This window comes from Lacibacter sp. H407 (genome assembly GCF_037892605.1).
GTDB lineage: Bacteria > Bacteroidota > Bacteroidia > Chitinophagales > Chitinophagaceae > Lacibacter.
Map to the genome: position 1 here is coordinate 2,926,392 of NZ_JBBKTU010000001.1, position 17,917 is coordinate 2,944,308.

At 41.0% G+C, this 17,917-nt stretch carries 13 protein-coding genes and 2 pseudogenes; 13 read left to right on the top strand and 2 right to left on the bottom strand.

Annotated elements, in window-relative coordinates:
- Positions 1-95: 95 nt before the first annotated feature.
- The 13 genes and pseudogenes from WG989_RS12645 (at position 96) to WG989_RS12700 (ending at position 15,805) form a co-directional block, all read left to right on the top strand.
- A complete protein-coding gene (locus WG989_RS12645) occupies positions 96-1,094 on the top strand; it encodes a hypothetical protein (protein ID WP_340429865.1) in 999 nt (332 codons plus the stop codon).
- A gap of 810 nt (positions 1,095-1,904) precedes the next feature.
- A pseudogene (locus WG989_RS12650) lies at positions 1,905-4,436 on the top strand (GEVED domain-containing protein); the annotation flags it as partial.
- Positions 4,437-4,562: 126 nt separating this feature from the next.
- A pseudogene (locus WG989_RS20960) lies at positions 4,563-4,799 on the top strand (T9SS type A sorting domain-containing protein); the annotation flags it as partial.
- Positions 4,800-5,523: 724 nt separating this feature from the next.
- The gene (locus WG989_RS12655) at positions 5,524-6,123 is read left to right on the top strand and encodes a hypothetical protein (protein ID WP_340429869.1); all 600 of its coding nucleotides are present in this window, start codon (positions 5,524-5,526) and stop codon (positions 6,121-6,123) included.
- Complete coding sequence (locus WG989_RS12660; RefSeq protein ID WP_340429870.1) at positions 6,114-6,773, top strand: hypothetical protein; 660 nt, start codon at positions 6,114-6,116, stop codon at positions 6,771-6,773. The genes WG989_RS12655 and WG989_RS12660 overlap by 10 nt, the downstream gene beginning before the upstream one ends.
- Positions 6,743-7,516: a sensor histidine kinase gene (locus WG989_RS12665; protein WP_340429871.1), complete on the top strand. Its 774-nt coding sequence runs from the start codon at positions 6,743-6,745 to the stop codon at positions 7,514-7,516. The genes WG989_RS12660 and WG989_RS12665 overlap by 31 nt, the downstream gene beginning before the upstream one ends.
- Positions 7,513-8,154 carry a response regulator gene (locus WG989_RS12670; RefSeq protein ID WP_340429873.1) on the top strand — a complete coding sequence of 214 codons (642 nt, stop codon included), beginning with the start codon at positions 7,513-7,515 and terminating at the stop codon, positions 8,152-8,154. Before WG989_RS12665 ends, WG989_RS12670 begins: the two co-directional genes overlap by 4 nt.
- Before the next feature lie 200 nt (positions 8,155-8,354).
- Complete coding sequence (locus WG989_RS12675; protein ID WP_340429875.1) at positions 8,355-9,185, top strand: hypothetical protein; 831 nt, start codon at positions 8,355-8,357, stop codon at positions 9,183-9,185.
- A 153-nt stretch (positions 9,186-9,338) separates the two neighbouring features.
- Positions 9,339-10,520, top strand: coding sequence for a Kelch repeat-containing protein (locus WG989_RS12680; RefSeq protein ID WP_340429877.1), 1,182 nt, complete (start codon positions 9,339-9,341; stop codon positions 10,518-10,520).
- 510 nt (positions 10,521-11,030) lie between these two features.
- A complete protein-coding gene (locus WG989_RS12685) occupies positions 11,031-12,824 on the top strand; it encodes a sensor histidine kinase (RefSeq protein WP_340429878.1) in 1,794 nt (597 codons plus the stop codon).
- A 27-nt stretch (positions 12,825-12,851) separates the two neighbouring features.
- On the top strand, positions 12,852-13,295 hold the full coding sequence (locus WG989_RS12690) for a response regulator (protein ID WP_340429879.1): 444 nt from the start codon (positions 12,852-12,854) through the stop codon (positions 13,293-13,295).
- A gap of 8 nt (positions 13,296-13,303) precedes the next feature.
- Positions 13,304-14,365: a hybrid sensor histidine kinase/response regulator gene (locus WG989_RS12695; protein WP_340429880.1), complete on the top strand. Its 1,062-nt coding sequence runs from the start codon at positions 13,304-13,306 to the stop codon at positions 14,363-14,365.
- Positions 14,366-14,602: 237 nt separating this feature from the next.
- Entirely contained in the window at positions 14,603-15,805 is a 1,203-nt protein-coding gene (locus tag WG989_RS12700; RefSeq protein WP_340429881.1) for a sensor histidine kinase, read from the top strand.
- 19 nt (positions 15,806-15,824) lie between these two features.
- On the opposite strand, the gene WG989_RS12705 is transcribed toward WG989_RS12700, so the two are convergent.
- Complete coding sequence (locus WG989_RS12705) at positions 15,825-17,009, bottom strand: serine hydrolase domain-containing protein (protein WP_340429882.1); 1,185 nt, start codon at positions 17,007-17,009, stop codon at positions 15,825-15,827.
- Between the two features lie 43 nt (positions 17,010-17,052).
- On the bottom strand, positions 17,053-17,847 hold the full coding sequence (locus WG989_RS12710; RefSeq protein WP_340429884.1) for a 3-keto-disaccharide hydrolase: 795 nt from the start codon (positions 17,845-17,847) through the stop codon (positions 17,053-17,055).
- Positions 17,848-17,917 lie beyond the last annotated feature (70 nt).

Genomic DNA, 17,917 nt, shown 5'->3' on the forward strand with positions numbered 1-17,917 from the left:
TTGGCAACTATGAATCTTTCTGTCGCCTCTTGTATAAACCACTGGAATGAGTATTTTGTCAGTCGTTAACTCCCATTATTCACAAATTACAGGTTATGCAAAAACATCTTCACAAGGTTACTTCCATTCTTTTTGTTTGTGTATTATTTCTGCAATGTGACAAACCACCCTTGCCTGTGCGTTTAGGAAAGGTATATGTGGCCGGTGGTGAAATGATAAATTTTTATACTGATTCTGCATACGCCATTGCTAAATTGTGGGTAGATGGTGTGCCGTATGATCTTCCCTCAGATGCCCCCTGGCCTCAACCCGAAGAAGTGTTTGTTGAAAAGACAGATGTGTATGTAGCAGGTTCAGAGTATGGTTATGGTGATTCACGAGCTGTACTCTGGAAAAATATGCGTCCTGTTTATTTATCTAAAGATGGTGAAGGGGGGCAGGCACATTCCTTATATGTTTCCAACAAGGATGTGTATGTAAGTGGATCGGTTACCAGGAACGGAACATTCAATGCAGTTATTTGGAAAAACGGAGTTGAACTATTTCAGATTTCTGATACAACGTTTTTATGGTCGCTATTTGTGTACAACAATGATTTGTATGCGACAGGCGCACATAAAGTAAATGGTATTCGTTACCCTGCCATTTATAAAAACGGTCAGCCACAATTATTAGAGTTGCCGACAAACTATCTGGATGGAGAAGTGCTGTGTGTATATGTACACAAAGGTATTGTGTATGCTGCAGGTTATGTTTCAATGCCACTTAAAAATGAAGCTGTTCTTTGGATCAATGGTAAGTACACCGAACTGGAGGGTCCGGGCAATGTTTGGGCAACAGGTGTTACTGTGTCGGCTACCAATGATGTGTTTGTTACAGGTATGCAAAACGCTGGCTGTGCAACATGGAAAAATGGTAAAATCTTGTACACAGAAAACCAATTTTCTTCTACCGGAGCATCCATTACCACATCAGGAAAAGATGTGTATGTGGCTTCGCATGGCAATGAAGCTATACTCTGGAAAAATAATATTCCAAATGTACTGCCTGTTAAAAAAGGAATCGGTTATGCATACTCTGTATTTGTGAGGTAACCAAGGAAAATCTCGATACATTTTTTCTTCCCTCATGTCGTCTTTGCGGTAATAGGATGCATCATTGTTCAGGTCGCTGCAGCGTCCCGACCGTTTCGATGTCTTCATCTTCTCAATCCATAAAATCTCATCAATTACGGTTCAGACAATTGGCTCCGGTCTGGCCTCCGGTGACCGGCCTGACCAGGTGGCTGCCTGATAGTGACAGTCATGAATGATTCATCCTGAACAAGGAGTTAGTGGTGAGCTGATGAGTAATGCGTGGTCAGCTATTAACCATGAACTATGAACGATCAACCATTGGTGGTCTGTCGTCCATCGTCTGTGGTTTTGTTCCAGGAAAACTTTCGCAGTGGCAACTGGAGTTTTCTCCCATTGTCAGGTTTTTGTCCGGTACATGTCAGTCTTTTGTCGTGGATTTTATAGTGCGTTCGGTCAGCAAGTGATTTAATTTTCAAGGACAATCACAATCAACTCAAAATTAAACCTGCTATGACTGTTTCGTCCTGTAAGCAAACAAAGCGTTTGCGTAAAATTTTATATCAGTTTCTCCTGGCTGTTGTTTTTCTGTTTCCGCTTTCGGTAGCGGCCCAATACAAACTAAAAGGGGAGCGTGTAAACCAAAACAACCAACCATCGCTGAGCAAAGTATTTAAAAAGTATCATGTATTTACCATCAATGCCCCTGAGCTGATGCGTAATTCAAAAGCCGCCGGGAGGGGTTTGTTTCGATTCGATCTGGAATTAGCGGGGCTTCAATCGCTGTCGCTGGCATTAGTTGAGCAGAATATTTTAAGTGAATCGTATAGTATGACGGTTGCCGGACCTTCGGGTAAAAAAGAAAGCGGCCGTCCCAACATCAAAACGTATACCGGCAAACTGGCTGGCGACGAAAGTTCTGTTGTGGCACTAACGGTATCAGATAAAACAATCTTCGGGCATATAAAAGGGAAAGACAAAGATTATTTTATTGAGCCATTACGATATTATAATAAAAAAGCAGCGGCCAATAGTTTTGTGATCTACGAAACAAAAGATGTGCTGCCGAATTCCGGATGGGTATGCGGTGCAACAGAGGTTGCCGAAAAGCAGGTGGCTTCTGCTGAAACTTCGGCAGCTACACTCGGTTCAGCAACGGGTACTTGTAAAATTATTGAGCTAGCTATTGCTTCGGATGCTACGATCTTTGAAAAATATGGTTCGGCCGAATTGATTGAAGAGCACAATATCAGTGTTACGAATACAATGGTATTGTTGTACAGTAACGCACAGATTGGCAGTTCGTATTTACAGTTCAGGATAAAACGTAATTACGTTTCCACGTCCGTAGAAACAGATCCTGTTGCACCATATACCGAAGTTACAAACAGCCCGCTGCTTAGTGGTTTCAGGGCTTGGGGCAATGCAGGTGGTTTTGGCAGTGGCTTCAATTTTGATTTGGGTCAACTCTGGACCATGCAAAATATTATACCTGATAATGGAGGAGTTGTTGGCCTTGCCTTTGTTGGTGTTGTTTGTTCCAGTTCAAAATATCAGGTAAACAGAGATGTTTATTCGCAAACGGGATTGCAGGCAGGGGTACTTGCCGCCCACGAAACGGGCCATAACCTGGGTGCACAACACGATGCATCAGGTGCTCCGTTTATTATGGCGCCATCGATAACTAATCCGCCAAATACAGTGTTTAGTGAACTCAGTCTTTCAGCTATGAACACCTATTTAAGCTTTCCCGGGGCTTCATGTATTGCCGGCTGCAACACAGAACCACCAACGGCTGGGTTTACTTTGCCAAAATACAGTTGCAGTAATACCATCAATTTAACCAGTGCAAGTGTTGGAACTGTTAATGGAGTTTTTTGGGAAGCACCGGGTGCTACACCCGAGCGGTCGAATGCAGCTTCGTTTTCCGTACAATACAGTTCGCCGGGTTTAAAAACAATTTCGCTTACTGCTTACAGTACGTTTGAAATTAATACAATTGTTAAACAGGTATATATTACTTCGGGCTTGCCCAACGGATGTGTAACCCGTACAGGTACTTTTTTAAGTTTTGGTGCATTTACCAATTTCAGTGTAAGCGATCTGCAGCATACGTTTGAAAGCCCTTATGGTGGAATTTATAAAAATAATACTTGTGAAGTTGTTTCGTTTATCCCCGGTAAAACATATACGTACAAAGGCATTGTAGGATTGCCTGCCAACAACGTAAGCAGCAGGTTGCAGCTGTTTATTGATTACAATGCTGATGGTGATTTTTTAGATGAAAGTGAAGCAGTTCATACATCGCCCGATTGCCTGATGGGTGAGTATAGTTTTTCATTTACCGTTCCTGCAAATATTACTGTGTTGGATAAAACCTTACGTATGCGGGTAATAGGTACGGGCTGCGGTTCAGCGCCTGCAAATGGATGTAGTGTTAATCCAGGTGCACAAGTAGAAGATTACGGCGTTGTATTTTTAGCTGCTGAAAAGTTTTACTATGTTGATCGTGACCGTGATGGTTATGGCGCTCCCAATTCAAGGGCATGGTTGCGCAGCGAAACAGCACCTCCGGGTTATTCAACAACAGGAGATGATTGTAATGATGATTTTCCCGATGTAAATCCAACCACCAAATGGGTAAAAGATGCTGATGGCGATACCTACTATCCGGGTGAACCAATTTTACAGTGTACTTCACCTGGTCCTGGTTATATGAGAATATTTGGCAAAAAGCCAGGCGATTGCAATGATGGCGTTAAGGCAATTAATCCCCTTACTGTTTGGGTGAAAGATGGAGATGGTGATGGGCGCTATGTAGATGCACCTGTTATACAATGTGATAGTCCGGGGACAGGCTATGTGGTAAAAATAAATCAGGTTGAGGGCGATTGTAATGATGCTGATAAAACAGTGTTTGAAAACCAAACCTATTATAAAGATGAGGATGGAGATGGTTACGGCAATAATGCAAAACCAATTTCGGTTTGTTCTTCAACGGCACCTGTTGGTTATGTAAATAATAGCGGTGATTGTAACGATAGTAATCCTGCTATCAGTCCTGCAGCAGTGGAAGTATGTGGCAATAAAATTGATGATAATTGTAATGGTATTGTTGATGAAGCCGTTTGCTATCCATGTGCAAATGCAACTGATCTAACAGTTACGAATATTACATTCACCAGCGTACAGTTAAATTGGAAAGCGATTGCGAATCCTGAACAATGGCAAGTGCAATACAAACCTATTGGCAAAGGTGCTGCGAAATGGATTGATGTACTGCTTACAGGCAATATCCGTTCAGTAACGATACAAAATCTTGTATCAAATCAAAATTATCAATGGCAACTACGGGCAAAGTGTGGTAAATCGTGGACAGCCTATTTACCAGGTGCTAACTTTAAAACAGTTGCCGCAGTTGCAGGCCGAACTTCCGGAGATCATATGTTGACTGGAAATGCTAATGCTGCCATTCTTTTGTATCCAAATCCATCAAACGGAAACTTTAATCTTGATCTGCAGCTTGAACAAACAATTTCAGGTACTGCCAACATCAGCATCCGTGATATTACAGGTAAGCTGTTGTTGACCGAGAAAGTAAATGTTGTAAACGGATTGGTAAGAAAGAATATTCAACTGCCGGGTTATGCAATAGCAGGTATGTACTTGGTTGAAGTAACAGCCAATGGTAAATGGTATAAAACAAAATTGATTGTCACAAAATAGAAATACTGTGATAGGTTTCTGAAAACTGTAATAGTAAATACGAAGAACGGGCTGTGAATTCACAGCCCGTTCTTCGTATTTATGTTTGTTTTAAATGATGGTTGTTGTAATACATAATGAATTTGCATTTTCTTCGGTTGTGCAGTCACCTTGCAAGTGAAAAGACAGCAACAAATTCTATACGTTTCTCAACTAATGCTGTGCCAACGAAACTTTCTTCATATGTGGCAAGAAAAGCGGCGAACTATTATCTGTGAGCTGCAGCACATATAATTTAAATTAACAGCAATGTTCATCAGGTAACCTTCTTCTTGTTCTTCGTGCAGATTAGTGTGATTCGTGGTGATATTTTTTACAGCTTCAATCTTCGAAACGTTTGCCGGCTGAGCCTGTTCTCACGAATCATCTGTGTTCCTTTGTGTTCATCCTTGGCCAAGAAAGCTCGAGCTATTAGCGGTGAGCTACGAGCGGCCGTACTCACCATAAAAAAAGCCCCTCTTGAACGAGGGGCAAGGTGGTGAACTTCATTTGTTGTGCAAAAAGATTAGCAGCGGCCGCAATAGGTGTTACAACTGAATTTGTGTAATGAGTTACAAAGATGAACTACCTGCCATTTGTAAAAAAGGGTGAATGGCGCAATTGTGTACGGGAAAATTCCCGTAGGTTAGTTCATTGGATTGGCTCATTTTACGGCCAATTCATCAACCCAAACCACATATTAGTTATGCGTACAAAAAAATCAGACAGGTATTTTACCCTGCTGTTCGTATTTATTGGTCTTTCTTTTTTATGGATCGGCTGTGATCAATCATCCACCGGCGATGGAGCAGAAATAACAACAGCAACAACAGATACCAGTATTACAGAAATAATTGAAATGAAACCACCCGGCTCAATTATACCAAAAGACAGTGCAGCAGCCTGGGTAAAAAAATATCGTAATGCAGGTGGAGGGCCTTTTTCCACACAGATTGTAATGCATGATCCAATGGCAGTGAAATTTTATATGGATAGTATATTTTACAAATACACAGCAAAAATAACATTACCACAAGGTCATATTTGGAGATTGGCTTTCAGTCCCATGTTTTTCACGAAACCGGGAGCAGGACAAAAACTTAGCCTATGTATAGTGCCTTGTATTGTAGATACCAGCAGTGCAAGAGTGTATGATTTTTTTACCGAAATGGAAGGAAATACTGATTACTACAAACAATACTATTTGCCTTTGTATAATTCTATTGGTCCATTAACTATAAAAGGAACCATGACTGATTCTACAACTCGTGGTTTTGTTTTTAACGAAGGACAATTATGGCCATAACTGATTTTCTTACAAACCCCGTTACCATTGCAGAGCTGTTGGCACTGGTGGGAGCCTGCGTTTTTCTTCTTTCAGAGAAAGCCGGTTACTGGCGATTGTTTATTTTGTTTTGTGTAGTGCTGCTGCTGGCAGAGCTCACCGGTTTTTATATGCGTACGGTTATGGTAAAATCCAACCATGCCGTGTATAATTTGTTGATGCCGGTGCAGGTGGCTTTTTTTCTTTTTCTCTTTTACCGGTTTCATCAGTCAAAAAAGTTGAAAAAAATGATCGTTGCCGCAGCAGTGCTCTTTTTACTGTTCTATTTTACAGAATCGATCGTTCATGCCTTTGCGGCGTATAACAAATACAGCCGGCAATACCTTTCGCTTGTAATTGTGTTGTTCAGTTGTACATTTTATTTTACGTTGTTACAGAACGATGAAGTGAAAAACCCTTTGTCGCACCCGGCATTCTGGATCGTAACCGGTTTGTTTTTTTATTATTTTGGTTCTATTGTGATGTTTGCTTTTTATGAGCAGGTATCTAAAATAAAACTGGCAGGCAATCTATCTTTTTATACATTAGTCATAGGCTATTTAAGCTTCATTTTATACGGAAGCTGGATAATTGGTTTTATATGGAAGAAAAAGCAGTTGCGATCGTCTTAATGTCCTCCGTTTTTGCAATGGTTGCATTGTTTGTGATCAATTATTTTATTTATTTCAAACGAAAAAAGGAAACGATGACCGAAGAACACCTCAAAATGAAAGAAGAATTTCAAACACAACTCCTGCAATCACGTATTGAAGTGCAGGAAGAAACCTTTCAGCAAATCGGAAAGGAACTGCACGATAATGTAGGACAATTGTTAAGCACATCCCGCATGCTGATCGGATTAACCGAACGTGAATTGCAAAACCCACCCGATACATTGCTAACGGCAAATGCAACACTGGGGCAGGCGATCAATGAGATCCGTTCGCTGGCAAAATCATTGGACAAAGAATGGCTGGAGCGTTTCAGCTTTTCAGAAAATATCCAAACCATGATCGAACGCATCAATGCCGGCAGAACCATTGCAGTAGATTATCTGCAATCGGTTGAACTGCCACTGCGAAACGATGAGCAGATCATCCTGTTCCGTATTGTACAGGAAGCAATCCAGAATGCAGTAAAGCACGCTTCACCTGTACACATGCGTATTGCTGTTGAAGCGGAAGAAAATAATCTACGCATTACCGTTAGTGACGATGGAAGAGGTTTTGACATAAGTGCTGTTACAAAAAGTATGGGAATTGCCAACATGCAGCAACGGGTGCAACTGCTGCGTGGAAGCATTCAATTTAATTCAATTCCGGCAGGAGGCACAACTGTTGTGATCCGCTTACCCGTAAAAACAAACAAAGTATGAAGCTCACAATTGGTTTAGTAGATGATCATCAATTGTTTTTGAAATCACTCCAATTGATGTTGGAGAGTTTTAAAGTATATGAAGTAGTAGTAGAAGCGCTTAATGGCGAAGACTTAAAAAGTAAATTGAAAAGCAGTGGTGTAATACCTGATTTGATGTTGGTGGATGTGAATATGCCGGTAATGGACGGCATTGCCACCTGCACATGGTTGAGTAAAGAGTACCCTGCCATGAAATTAATTGCATTGTCAATGAACGATACTGATAGCGCCATCATTGATATGATAAAGGCAGGATGCTGCGCCTACCTGTTAAAAGATACACATCCAAACGATTTAGAAAAAGCATTGCAGGAAGTAGTGGCAAAAGGTTATTACAATGCCGATGCCAGTAATATCAACTTTCGCCGGCTTTTATTGAAATCGAATGAGGCGCCCACGATCGTGTTAACGGAAAAGGAAAAACAGTTTTTGAATTATGCCTGCAGCGAACTTACTTACAAGCAGGTAGCTGCCAAAATGAATATGAGCGAACGTACGATTGATGGTTACAGGGAATCGTTGTTTCAAAAATTTCATGTACAAAGCAGGGTAGGGCTTTGTCTGGAAGCACTGCGGAAGGGGTTTGCGAAATTGTGAGGAAGCTGTGAGCGGCGTGCTTGTTGCAAGTTTACTTTTGAATTGTTGCCATGCGTTTCTTCCTGAATCATTTTTTTTACCACCCTGCTGTCTCCGCAACGCTGCATAGTATTCCAGCGTTCATTTCTTCTTTATCTTCACATCCGTAACCCGCAGCTGCTGAGTGGCAACGCTGCAAATACATTCACCAAACCAATTGTATGCGTCTTCTTTTATCTGTTTCCTTGCTGTTGCTGGTTGCAACGGCTTCTGCACAAACCTGGATCGCAAAGCAAAACATGTCGATGAGTAATTACCAGGAGTTGTTTAATGAACTTACGCCCAAGGGATATAAACCTGTTTCAGTAAATTTTATTGCAGTAAACGGTGTGCAACAATTCAATCCTGTTTGGCATCATCAACCCGGAAGTGTTTGGGAAACACGCAGCAATCTTACAGCAGCACAGTACCAGGAATATTTTAATAAACTTGTTCCGCAGGGTTATATGCCAACCGATGTATCGGTCTATAATGTAAGTGGCAGCCTTGTGTTTTCTGCTATTTGGGAAAAACGGCCAACTGCTGTTTGGGAAGCACGACATAATTTAACTGCCAATCAGTACCAGGATTATTTCAATAAACTTACACCGCAGGGATATATGCCCATGCATGTATCAGCTTATACGGGAACAAATGGAGAGTTGCTGTTTGCAGCAGTATGGGAAAAACGACCGGGTATTGCATGGGAAGCAAGGCATAGTTTAACAGCAACTGAATTTCAAAGTTATTTTGATAAGTTAACACCGCAGGGTTATGTGCCGAAAGAATTGTTTGCGTATTATGATAAGGGTGTACTGAAATACGGATGTATCTGGCAGAAAATTCCGGGCATCAAGTGGGAAGCACGTTACGGACTTACCTATGTTGCACTCCAGTCAAAATCAAAAGAACTTGCCGCCAAAGGTTATGAGCCATATATGATCTCTGCTTATGTTGCCAACGGACAAGTGTATTATATTGGTGCCTGGCAATTGGTTACTGCAGGAAAGTGATTATATATTGATGACAGCAGCCCACTGCAAAGAAAATTCTGGCTGTCAGCTATGAACTGAGTGCAGATATATTTTGTATATCATTATACTACTTCAGTTGCTGTAGTTTCTCCGTAAACAGGAAACAGTTACTTTTGAACGTAAATCCATTGCATGAAAACGTATTTTTTATTTACGGTTCTGCTGATTTTTTTGTCGCTTTTTTCCTGTAGCAAAAATGACAATCCTTCTGCAACAATTGAGGTAGTTCGTACCATACCAACAACAGCAAGGGTAAACAGCACTGTAAAAGTGATTGGCAAAGGGTTTAAAAATCTGCTTGTTGCTGATAGCAGTGCTCAATTCAAATTATTTATTGCGGATGTACGTTGCGATGTTGCTGTGATCAATGATACATTACTGGAAGTATTTGTACCGGCTAATGCCAAAAGCGGAACGGTGTGCGTTGAATGGAAATCAAAAAGATACTGTGCAGCATCTCCATTTACAATTTCGCCGGCCAATGGTATTCAAAATACATTTCAACGCTTGCCCGATTATCCGGGAAAGAAAAACCGTCCAAGCACCATGTTTTCAATCAATGGTTTTGTGTACATCGGCTTTGATGACTTCTGGAAGTTTGATGCAGAACAACATACCTGGCAACGGGTGGCGGATATGCCGGAATGGGCCAGCCGTACCACTTCATTTGTTATTAATGGCAGAGCCTATGTATTTGGCGGATTAACCGCAAGTGCAGGCAACGGAGCCAACAGTTTGTATTGTTATGATCCGCAAACAAATACCTGGACCAAAAAAGCATCCATGCCTGCAGCAGGTCGTATGGATGCACTCTCGTTTGTACATAACAACAAAGCGTATGTGCTGGGATGTTATGAAGTATACAACAATCCCGTGAGTCAACAATGCTGGACCTACGATCCTCAAACAGATGTATGGACACGACTTGCAGATTTACCTGCTTCAGTAGAAGTGGAAGGACATGCGTACCGGATTGGCAACATGTTTTATGCACCTACTTCCAGTTACGGAACAATTGAATTTAATCCCGCTGCGAATGTTTGGCGTGTGTTGCAAAGCGGGCCGCAGACAAGATTTGCGGCGCTTCATTCATCGTATCGTTGGGATAATATGATGTATCTGATTCAGGCAAATCAGGTATACCGTGTAAATCGCAGATTTGATGGTGAAGTAATGACAACTTCTTACCAATATCCAATTACTCCGGGCGATAAAAAGTTTATGCTGTACACCAGTGCAGGCGAAGAGTTGTTTTTTCTGCATATCAATAATCTTACCTATGCCAATGAATTTTGGGAATATCTGCCGGAATAAAAAAGCTGCGGGCAATGTACTTCGTATTTCCTTGTTTTGAATTGCTGCATACCTAAGAAATGTCAGCGTTATTCTCACTATTCATTTTATAAAATCTATGCGTAAGATGGTATTCTTCTTCAACTGTGTTGTCATTTTCTTGAGAATGGCAGCATAGTTGAAAGAAAGCGCTGCAGAGGTAATTGTTTTTTTGATGACGATAATATCAATCTGTTTGCAGCAAACAGGGTGCGGTTGTAAGTGACCAACCAAGAACATTTGTAACAGCAATTTCAAAAAACCTATCCTTTCATCTTCGATTTCATGTAACTTTAAAATAAATGTATCTGAATCTGATGCATTTCATTCTCCCAAAAATCCACATAACATTCTTGATCGCTTTGTTGATTGCAGTCAAGCATTGACAGTCTGTAGGTGTTTTCACTTGTTTGTTACAAGTGGTAACAGCTATATTTTTTGTTGTTCAACAAAGCTATCTTTCCATTTCTAACAGCCAACTTATATGTTTTGATGAATACCAACAATTTCCAACCAACAACAACTGTTCAATTCCTGAAACGACAGTCGATCCAACGGAAACTGCCTTTTCTCATTTTTGTATTGTTACTTGTTATGATGCTGGCTTTTGGTTGGCTTTCGTATAGAGGGATCCGCAATGCGTCAGAGAATGCAGCAACGGAGCGGTTGTTAATGTTGGCCCAACAACTGGCTGGAAATTACACACAAATGGCGGTGCCGGTAATGAATGCAACAAAAGCAGCCGCTGCAAGTCCTGCAGTAAAATCGTTTCTTCTTTCGAACGGAAAAGATTCTGCGGCTTCGGTTCAACGATTGATGGAACGCTTGCAACCCGATACAACCTGGATTCATGTACAGTTGCTGGATGTAAACAAAAAACAATTGGCAGCATCCAAGGATGCCGGATATAATTCCATCAACTTATCAACCCTCTTTCCCGGTTATCCATCAATAGCCGACACCAATCTCATCAGTAAATTATACGAAAAAGAGGAAGCCTTCTACTATTCATTATGTGCAGCAGTAGTGCATAATGGTAAGTTGGTCGGTTATTTACTGCGTTGGCGAAAAATGTATAATTCAAAAGATAATATTGAGCGTGTATTAAAATTGTTGGGGAAAGAAGTGCGGGTGTATGTTGGTAATGCAGATGGCAGTATGTGGAGCGATCTGCGTACTACGGTTACTGGATTGCCGGCAACAAAAGGTGTAGATAATGCTGTTGTAACGTATTCTAACAACGGGGAACATTATCTGGCAGCTCAGGCACTTGTGCAGAATGCGGCATGGAAAGTGATGGTAACAACACCGCAGCGAATGGTAATACAACCCGCAAATGAATTTTTAAAAATTGCCATCAGCAGTGCAGTGTTGCTTCTGGTAATCGGAATTGTACTAACGTGGCTCCTTAGCCGCAGAATTACACAGCCTATTGAAAAACTGGCGGTGGCAGCACGTGGTATTGCACAAGGTGATTTTTCACAAACCGTTCAATTAAAACGTGCTGATGAATTAGGCGTGCTGGCCGATGCATTTAATCGCATGGCAAAGGAAGTAAACGACACACAAAAAAATCTGGAAGCGAACGTAGTACAACGAACAGCGCAACTGGAGAAAGCCAATCAGGAACTGGAAGCATTTTCGTATTCTGTATCGCACGACTTGCGTGCGCCATTGCGTGCAGTAAGTGGATATGCTTATATGTTGCAGGAAGACCATTCCGCTTCGTTAAATGATGATGGTAAGCGAATAGTTGGCACGATTATCACCAATGCACGTATGATGGGTCAACTGATCGATGATTTGATCAGTTTTTCACGCATCAACCGCAAAGAATCCAATGTGCAGGAAGTAGATATGCAACAGTTGGTGGAGCAGATAATTGCTGAACTCAAAACGCAACGCACCGATAAGCATTACCAGTTTACTGTACATGCTTTGCCTACCTGCACTACTGATCCGCAGTTGATCAAACAGGTTTGGATAAACCTGATCGACAATGCCATGAAATATTCTTCTCAAAAAGAGAAGCCTGTTATTGAAATTGGAACAACTACTTCCAACGGAATAACAGAATACTATGTGAAAGATAATGGAGTAGGCTTTGATATGAAGTACAGTGAAAAACTGTTTGGTGTGTTTCAACGTTTGCACCGGCAGGATGAATTTGAAGGCACCGGCATTGGACTGGCATTGGCAAAACGGATCGTAGAACGGCAACAGGGCTCTATACGTGCCGAAAGCAGTATTGGCAATGGAGCTGTTTTTGCGTTCAGCTTTTGCTGATCATTTAATTTAAAAAAAACGATGCGCATGTTACATGAAGTAGAAATATTACTGGTAGAGGATAATATGTCAGACGCAGAATTAACGATCCGGGCTCTCAATAAAGCAAAGATCGCCAACAATATTCTGCATTTGAAAGATGGAGCGGAGGCACTTGATTATTTATTTGGCAAAGGTGCCTATGCCGAAAGGGATCTTACAAAAGTTCCGAAGGTGATTTTGCTGGATATAAAAATGCCAAAGGTGAATGGTATCGAGGTGTTACGTCAACTAAAAGCAAGCGAACACACGAAAGTGATTCCCGTTGTAATTATGACCTCTTCTGCCGAAGAGAAAGATATTATTTCCAGTTATCAGCTTGGTGTAAACAGCTATGTTGTAAAGCCGGTTGGGTTTGAAGATTTTGCCAAAGCTGTGGGCGAGCTGGGTTTGTACTGGATGTTACTGAATAAGTCGATCAACAATCTGTAGATACAAGTATGAAAAAGGTTTTACACATTGTACATCTTGAAGATCTGGATACCGATGCAGAATTGGTTGCATATGTGCTGAAGAAAGGCGGGATCAATTGTGTAATCCATCGTGCGGTCAACAAACAACAGTTTGAACAGCTGTTGCACTACAGTAAACCCGATCTCATTTTGAGTGATCATTCGCTCCCTTCTTTTAATTCGCAGGAAGCTTTACAGATTTCGCAACAAATTGACGCTGCTGTTCCGTTTATTCTTATCACTTCCACTGTGTCGGAAGATTATGCTGTACAAATCATGAAGCAGGGAGCCTGCGATTATATTTTGAAAGACAGGATGCAGCGGCTACCCGGTGCCGTTACTGCAGCTATTGAAAAATTTGAAGCAGAGAAAGCGTTAGACCGGCAACGGATTTTGCAGGAAAAACTGATTGTACGAACAAGCATCCGGGCGCAGGAAAAAGTACGCAACGAAATTGGTATTGAGTTACACGATAATATCAATCAAATACTGGCGGCGTCAAAGCTTTTTCTGGATAAAGCATTACGGCAAAAAAATGACCAGGACGATCTGCTGCTTCGAAGCAAAGAACATTTAGTGAACGCTATTGAAGAAATCAGGCGTTTATCGCACCAGATCGTTACACCATCGCTGGAAAGCATCAGCCTGTGCCAGATTATTCGTGATTTGATTGAAGATGTACACCAAAGCTCATCGCTTCAAATCAGTTTCAGCGCCGATGATTTTGATGAAGAGCATCTTGGCAGGGAGTTCAAACTCACCCTTTACAGAATTGTGCAGGAACAACTGAGTAATATTCTCAAGCATAGCGGTGCATTAAATGCGTTTATTAAAATTTATCCGGAACCACAATCGTTGATCCTGTTGATTGGCGATGATGGTAAAGGTGCCAACACAGAAGAAAAAGGCAATGGCATCGGCTTGAACAATATTAAAAGCAGGGTTGATTATTTTGATGGCGAACTCATCATTCAAACAGCACCCGGCACAGGTTTTACATTGAAGGTGAAAATTCCTTATACTGCGATGGCCAACAGCGATATTAGTTGATCACGCAGTCTGTTTTATTACATTTCTGGTTCCCGCAATTTCTAACATCCGGTGAAAATCTGGCGCATCGTTTCAATAACTGACGATACTACTTATAGCTGACAAGAGTATTCTATTGGATTCATCAGTTAAACTACTTAGTTGTAAAAACCATTGGAGGGAAATGCCTGAAAAGGGCAGGTTTTAGTCTAATTTTAAAGTTGACTTTTTATTATCCAATATCCTGAATTCCTATGTATGAATAGTGCTACATCCTTTGATGATGTTGTTAAGCACAACGTATTAACCGGCTTTAAACGGTTTATCTATCTTGCTCTGATTGCCATTATCATCAACATTGCCGACAGTATATTGTCGGGCTACGGCGAATATTACGATGTCTATGTGTTAACAGCTGCCGGATTTTTTCTTTTGCTGTCGCTGTTGCTGCATCAAAAAGATCATACGTTGGCAGCAAAGATTTTATCGGCCGTTACGTTTAATGTAGCTTTTTTACTCATTAACCTTAAACTGGGAGTACGAAGTGCGACATATCTTTATTATTTCCCGCTCATACTTGCTTATATCTATTTGTTCCGCACAGAAGGCAAACGACGGTATGTTGTGCTTTTCTCAGTAGTTACCATTTTGTTTTTGATATGCTCACTTGTTTTTGCCGATACAAATTTTCAATTTCCCGCCGATCAGTTACTTGAAGCAAAGCGTACATTCTACCTTTCGTTCTTCATCTCTTTTTCCTTAACTGTTTATTACTTTATTCTGATTTATAATTATCAGGAAAAACTCTACAGCCGTATTCTTTCGTTGGAAGCCTCTGACAGAAAACAGGAGTTACGTTCAGTGATTGAAAAACAGGAGACAGCTAACCAGAATATCGTTTATGAATTACGGGACAGCGTCAATCAACTGTTGGCGGCATCAAAAATGTATCAAGAGGAGGCAGTAGCAAAAACTGATAACAAAGAACTGCTAGCAAAAAGTTATTCGCTAACAAGCGATGCCATTAACGCAGTAACCATTCTTTGTATTAAACTGCATCCTGCTGTTATTGCCGATATCGGTTTAGTTGAGGGCACACGTGAGTATATTATCGAGTTGAAAAAAGTAAACAACCTACATATTCAGTTTGAATACGACGACCTTGAAGTTGAATCCATCAGCCAAAACGATAAGCTTTCTGTATTCAGAATTTTACAAGATTATTTAGACATTGTGTTGACGAATTCGAAAGCCACAGAAGTTGAATTAGAGCTGCAGTATAAGCCATTACAGATCACTCTTGTTCTCCGTCAAAACGATCGGCAGTTTAATGTGATAAAAGCAATCCAACATTCGACACACAGCAGCATCAATAACCGTATCACTTATTTTAACGGAGTTGTTCATCAAAAAATGGATGGTGAATTTGAGACTTCTGTTATTGAATTGTCGTTAGGTTAAACCAAATAATAGTCGTCTTTTATTTGTTCGTTGTGGCGATAAACGAATCGTACAAACAAGTGATGGTTTTGCGCATCACTGTATTTATGCCATCAGTATAACCGGGATTGCATCCATTGCTGATCACCACAAACCCAAACTCTTCTTTTGGATGAAAGAACATGGTACTGTAAAGTCCGTATGCCGATCCTGTATGTCCTTTCATTGTTTTACCAGGTATCAGGTTTTCAACTGTTGCGATAGCCATGCCGTATCCTTCTTTCTCAGATAGTTTGGTTTGCATTTGCTTGGCACTCTTCTTTGAAATGATCTTAGTTTTTTTATAACGACCCAGTTGCATGTGCATGGTCATGTATTTGGCAAGATCAGTTGCAGTAATTTTCATGCCGCCGGTGGGAGAGAAGATCGGCGTGCTGTAGCCCATTGTATAATTGGCGATCTCCTCTCTGCGTGGTGCATAAGCTGCGGGTGAAGGATTGAATTTTTTAGCATTGCCATCGTATTCATAAATTGTTGCAAAACGTGAATTATCTAACGAATCAACACAATAGCCGCCATATAATCCCAGCGGATCAAGAACATGATGTTTTACATATTGATCAAAACGTTCGCCTGATGTTTTTTCAATAATCGTTCCCGCCATATTGTAATTAAGATTACAATAACGATAACCAGTGCCCGGTTCGTAATCGCTGAAACACTTGGCCCAATCAGGATTCTTTGCAGGGTTGATCACATCCAGTGTAAAGTAACCCTGACCATCGTTGATACTTGAGCGATGCGATAAGATCATTCGCAACGTAATAACTGTTTCAGGAAATTTTGGATTGCGGATGGTAAAGCCAACAAGTTTGCTGATATCATCATCCAGTGAAAGTTTTTTTGCTTCCACCAATTGCATGATGGATGTTGCAGAAAACGATTTCGAAATAGATGCAATGCGGAACAAACAATCATCTGTTAAAGCTGTATTGCTTTCCACATCTTTACTGCCGAACGAATGGGTATAAATAATCTTCCCTTTTTTTACCACCGCTACCGACAGACCGATCACATTGTTTTGTTGCATAATCTGTTGAATACCGGCTTCTGCGTTTGCTGCTTGTGCAACATTTTGCTGCGATGCGAAAATGAAAACAAGTAAAAGCGGCAGTAAGATGTATGCTTTCTTCATGTCAACTGAATTCGTTTGTGGAATGATCATTTGAATCTGTTTGCATGTAACATCAAATCAACAACGGGGTCTTTTACAATCTTCTGATCCAGATATTTCTGAATTGTGTTTTGCAACTATGATCCTGTAACGAAATTACATCTTCACCATGTGCTGTTGTATAACGGTGAAGGCCAATGTAATTTGTAAGTCCGTTAATGGTTGCATTGTTTTGTACCAGCACACCATTGTGCAACACCGTAATGCGTGCAGGAGCATCTAATTCACCACTGGCTTTGAAACGTGGTGCAGTGTAAATAATATCATAGGTATTCCATTCAGCAGGATTACGCATAGCGTTTACCAATGGAGGATGATCTTTGTAAATACTGCCCGCCTGCCCATTGGCGTAGGTTCTGTTGTTGTACGAATCAAGTACCTGCAGCTCATAACGGTTTTGAAAAAAGATACCACTGTTGCCGCGGTCTTGTCCGCCATATTCAATACTGTCGGGTGCGCTCCATTCAATATGCAACTGACAATCGCCGAATGTAAGTTTGGTTTCGATGCCACCTGTACCGGGCACAACTTCCATATAATCGTTGTTCACAATTTTCCAGGCAGCAGCTTTGGATTTGTTACGCTGGCTCACCCATTGGTCGAGATTCTTTCCATCAAATAAAATGATGGCATCCGAAGGTGCATCGCTGTTTTTTTTACCGGGTGAAATCGTTTTTACTTCAGGATTCCATATCTCCGTCATTTCCGGTTTCATGGGCATGGGCGATACGTCAGGCGGCGTGGTTACAAATTTTTTTTGAGCAATTGATACAGATGTTGACAAAAGAAAAATGGTCAACAAGGTGACCATGGTTGTTGTTGATTTCATTGCTGAGAATTATATGGTTTCGATCGAATTATTTCAAGAAAGCAAATGCTGCAACTAAAAGTATTGAAAA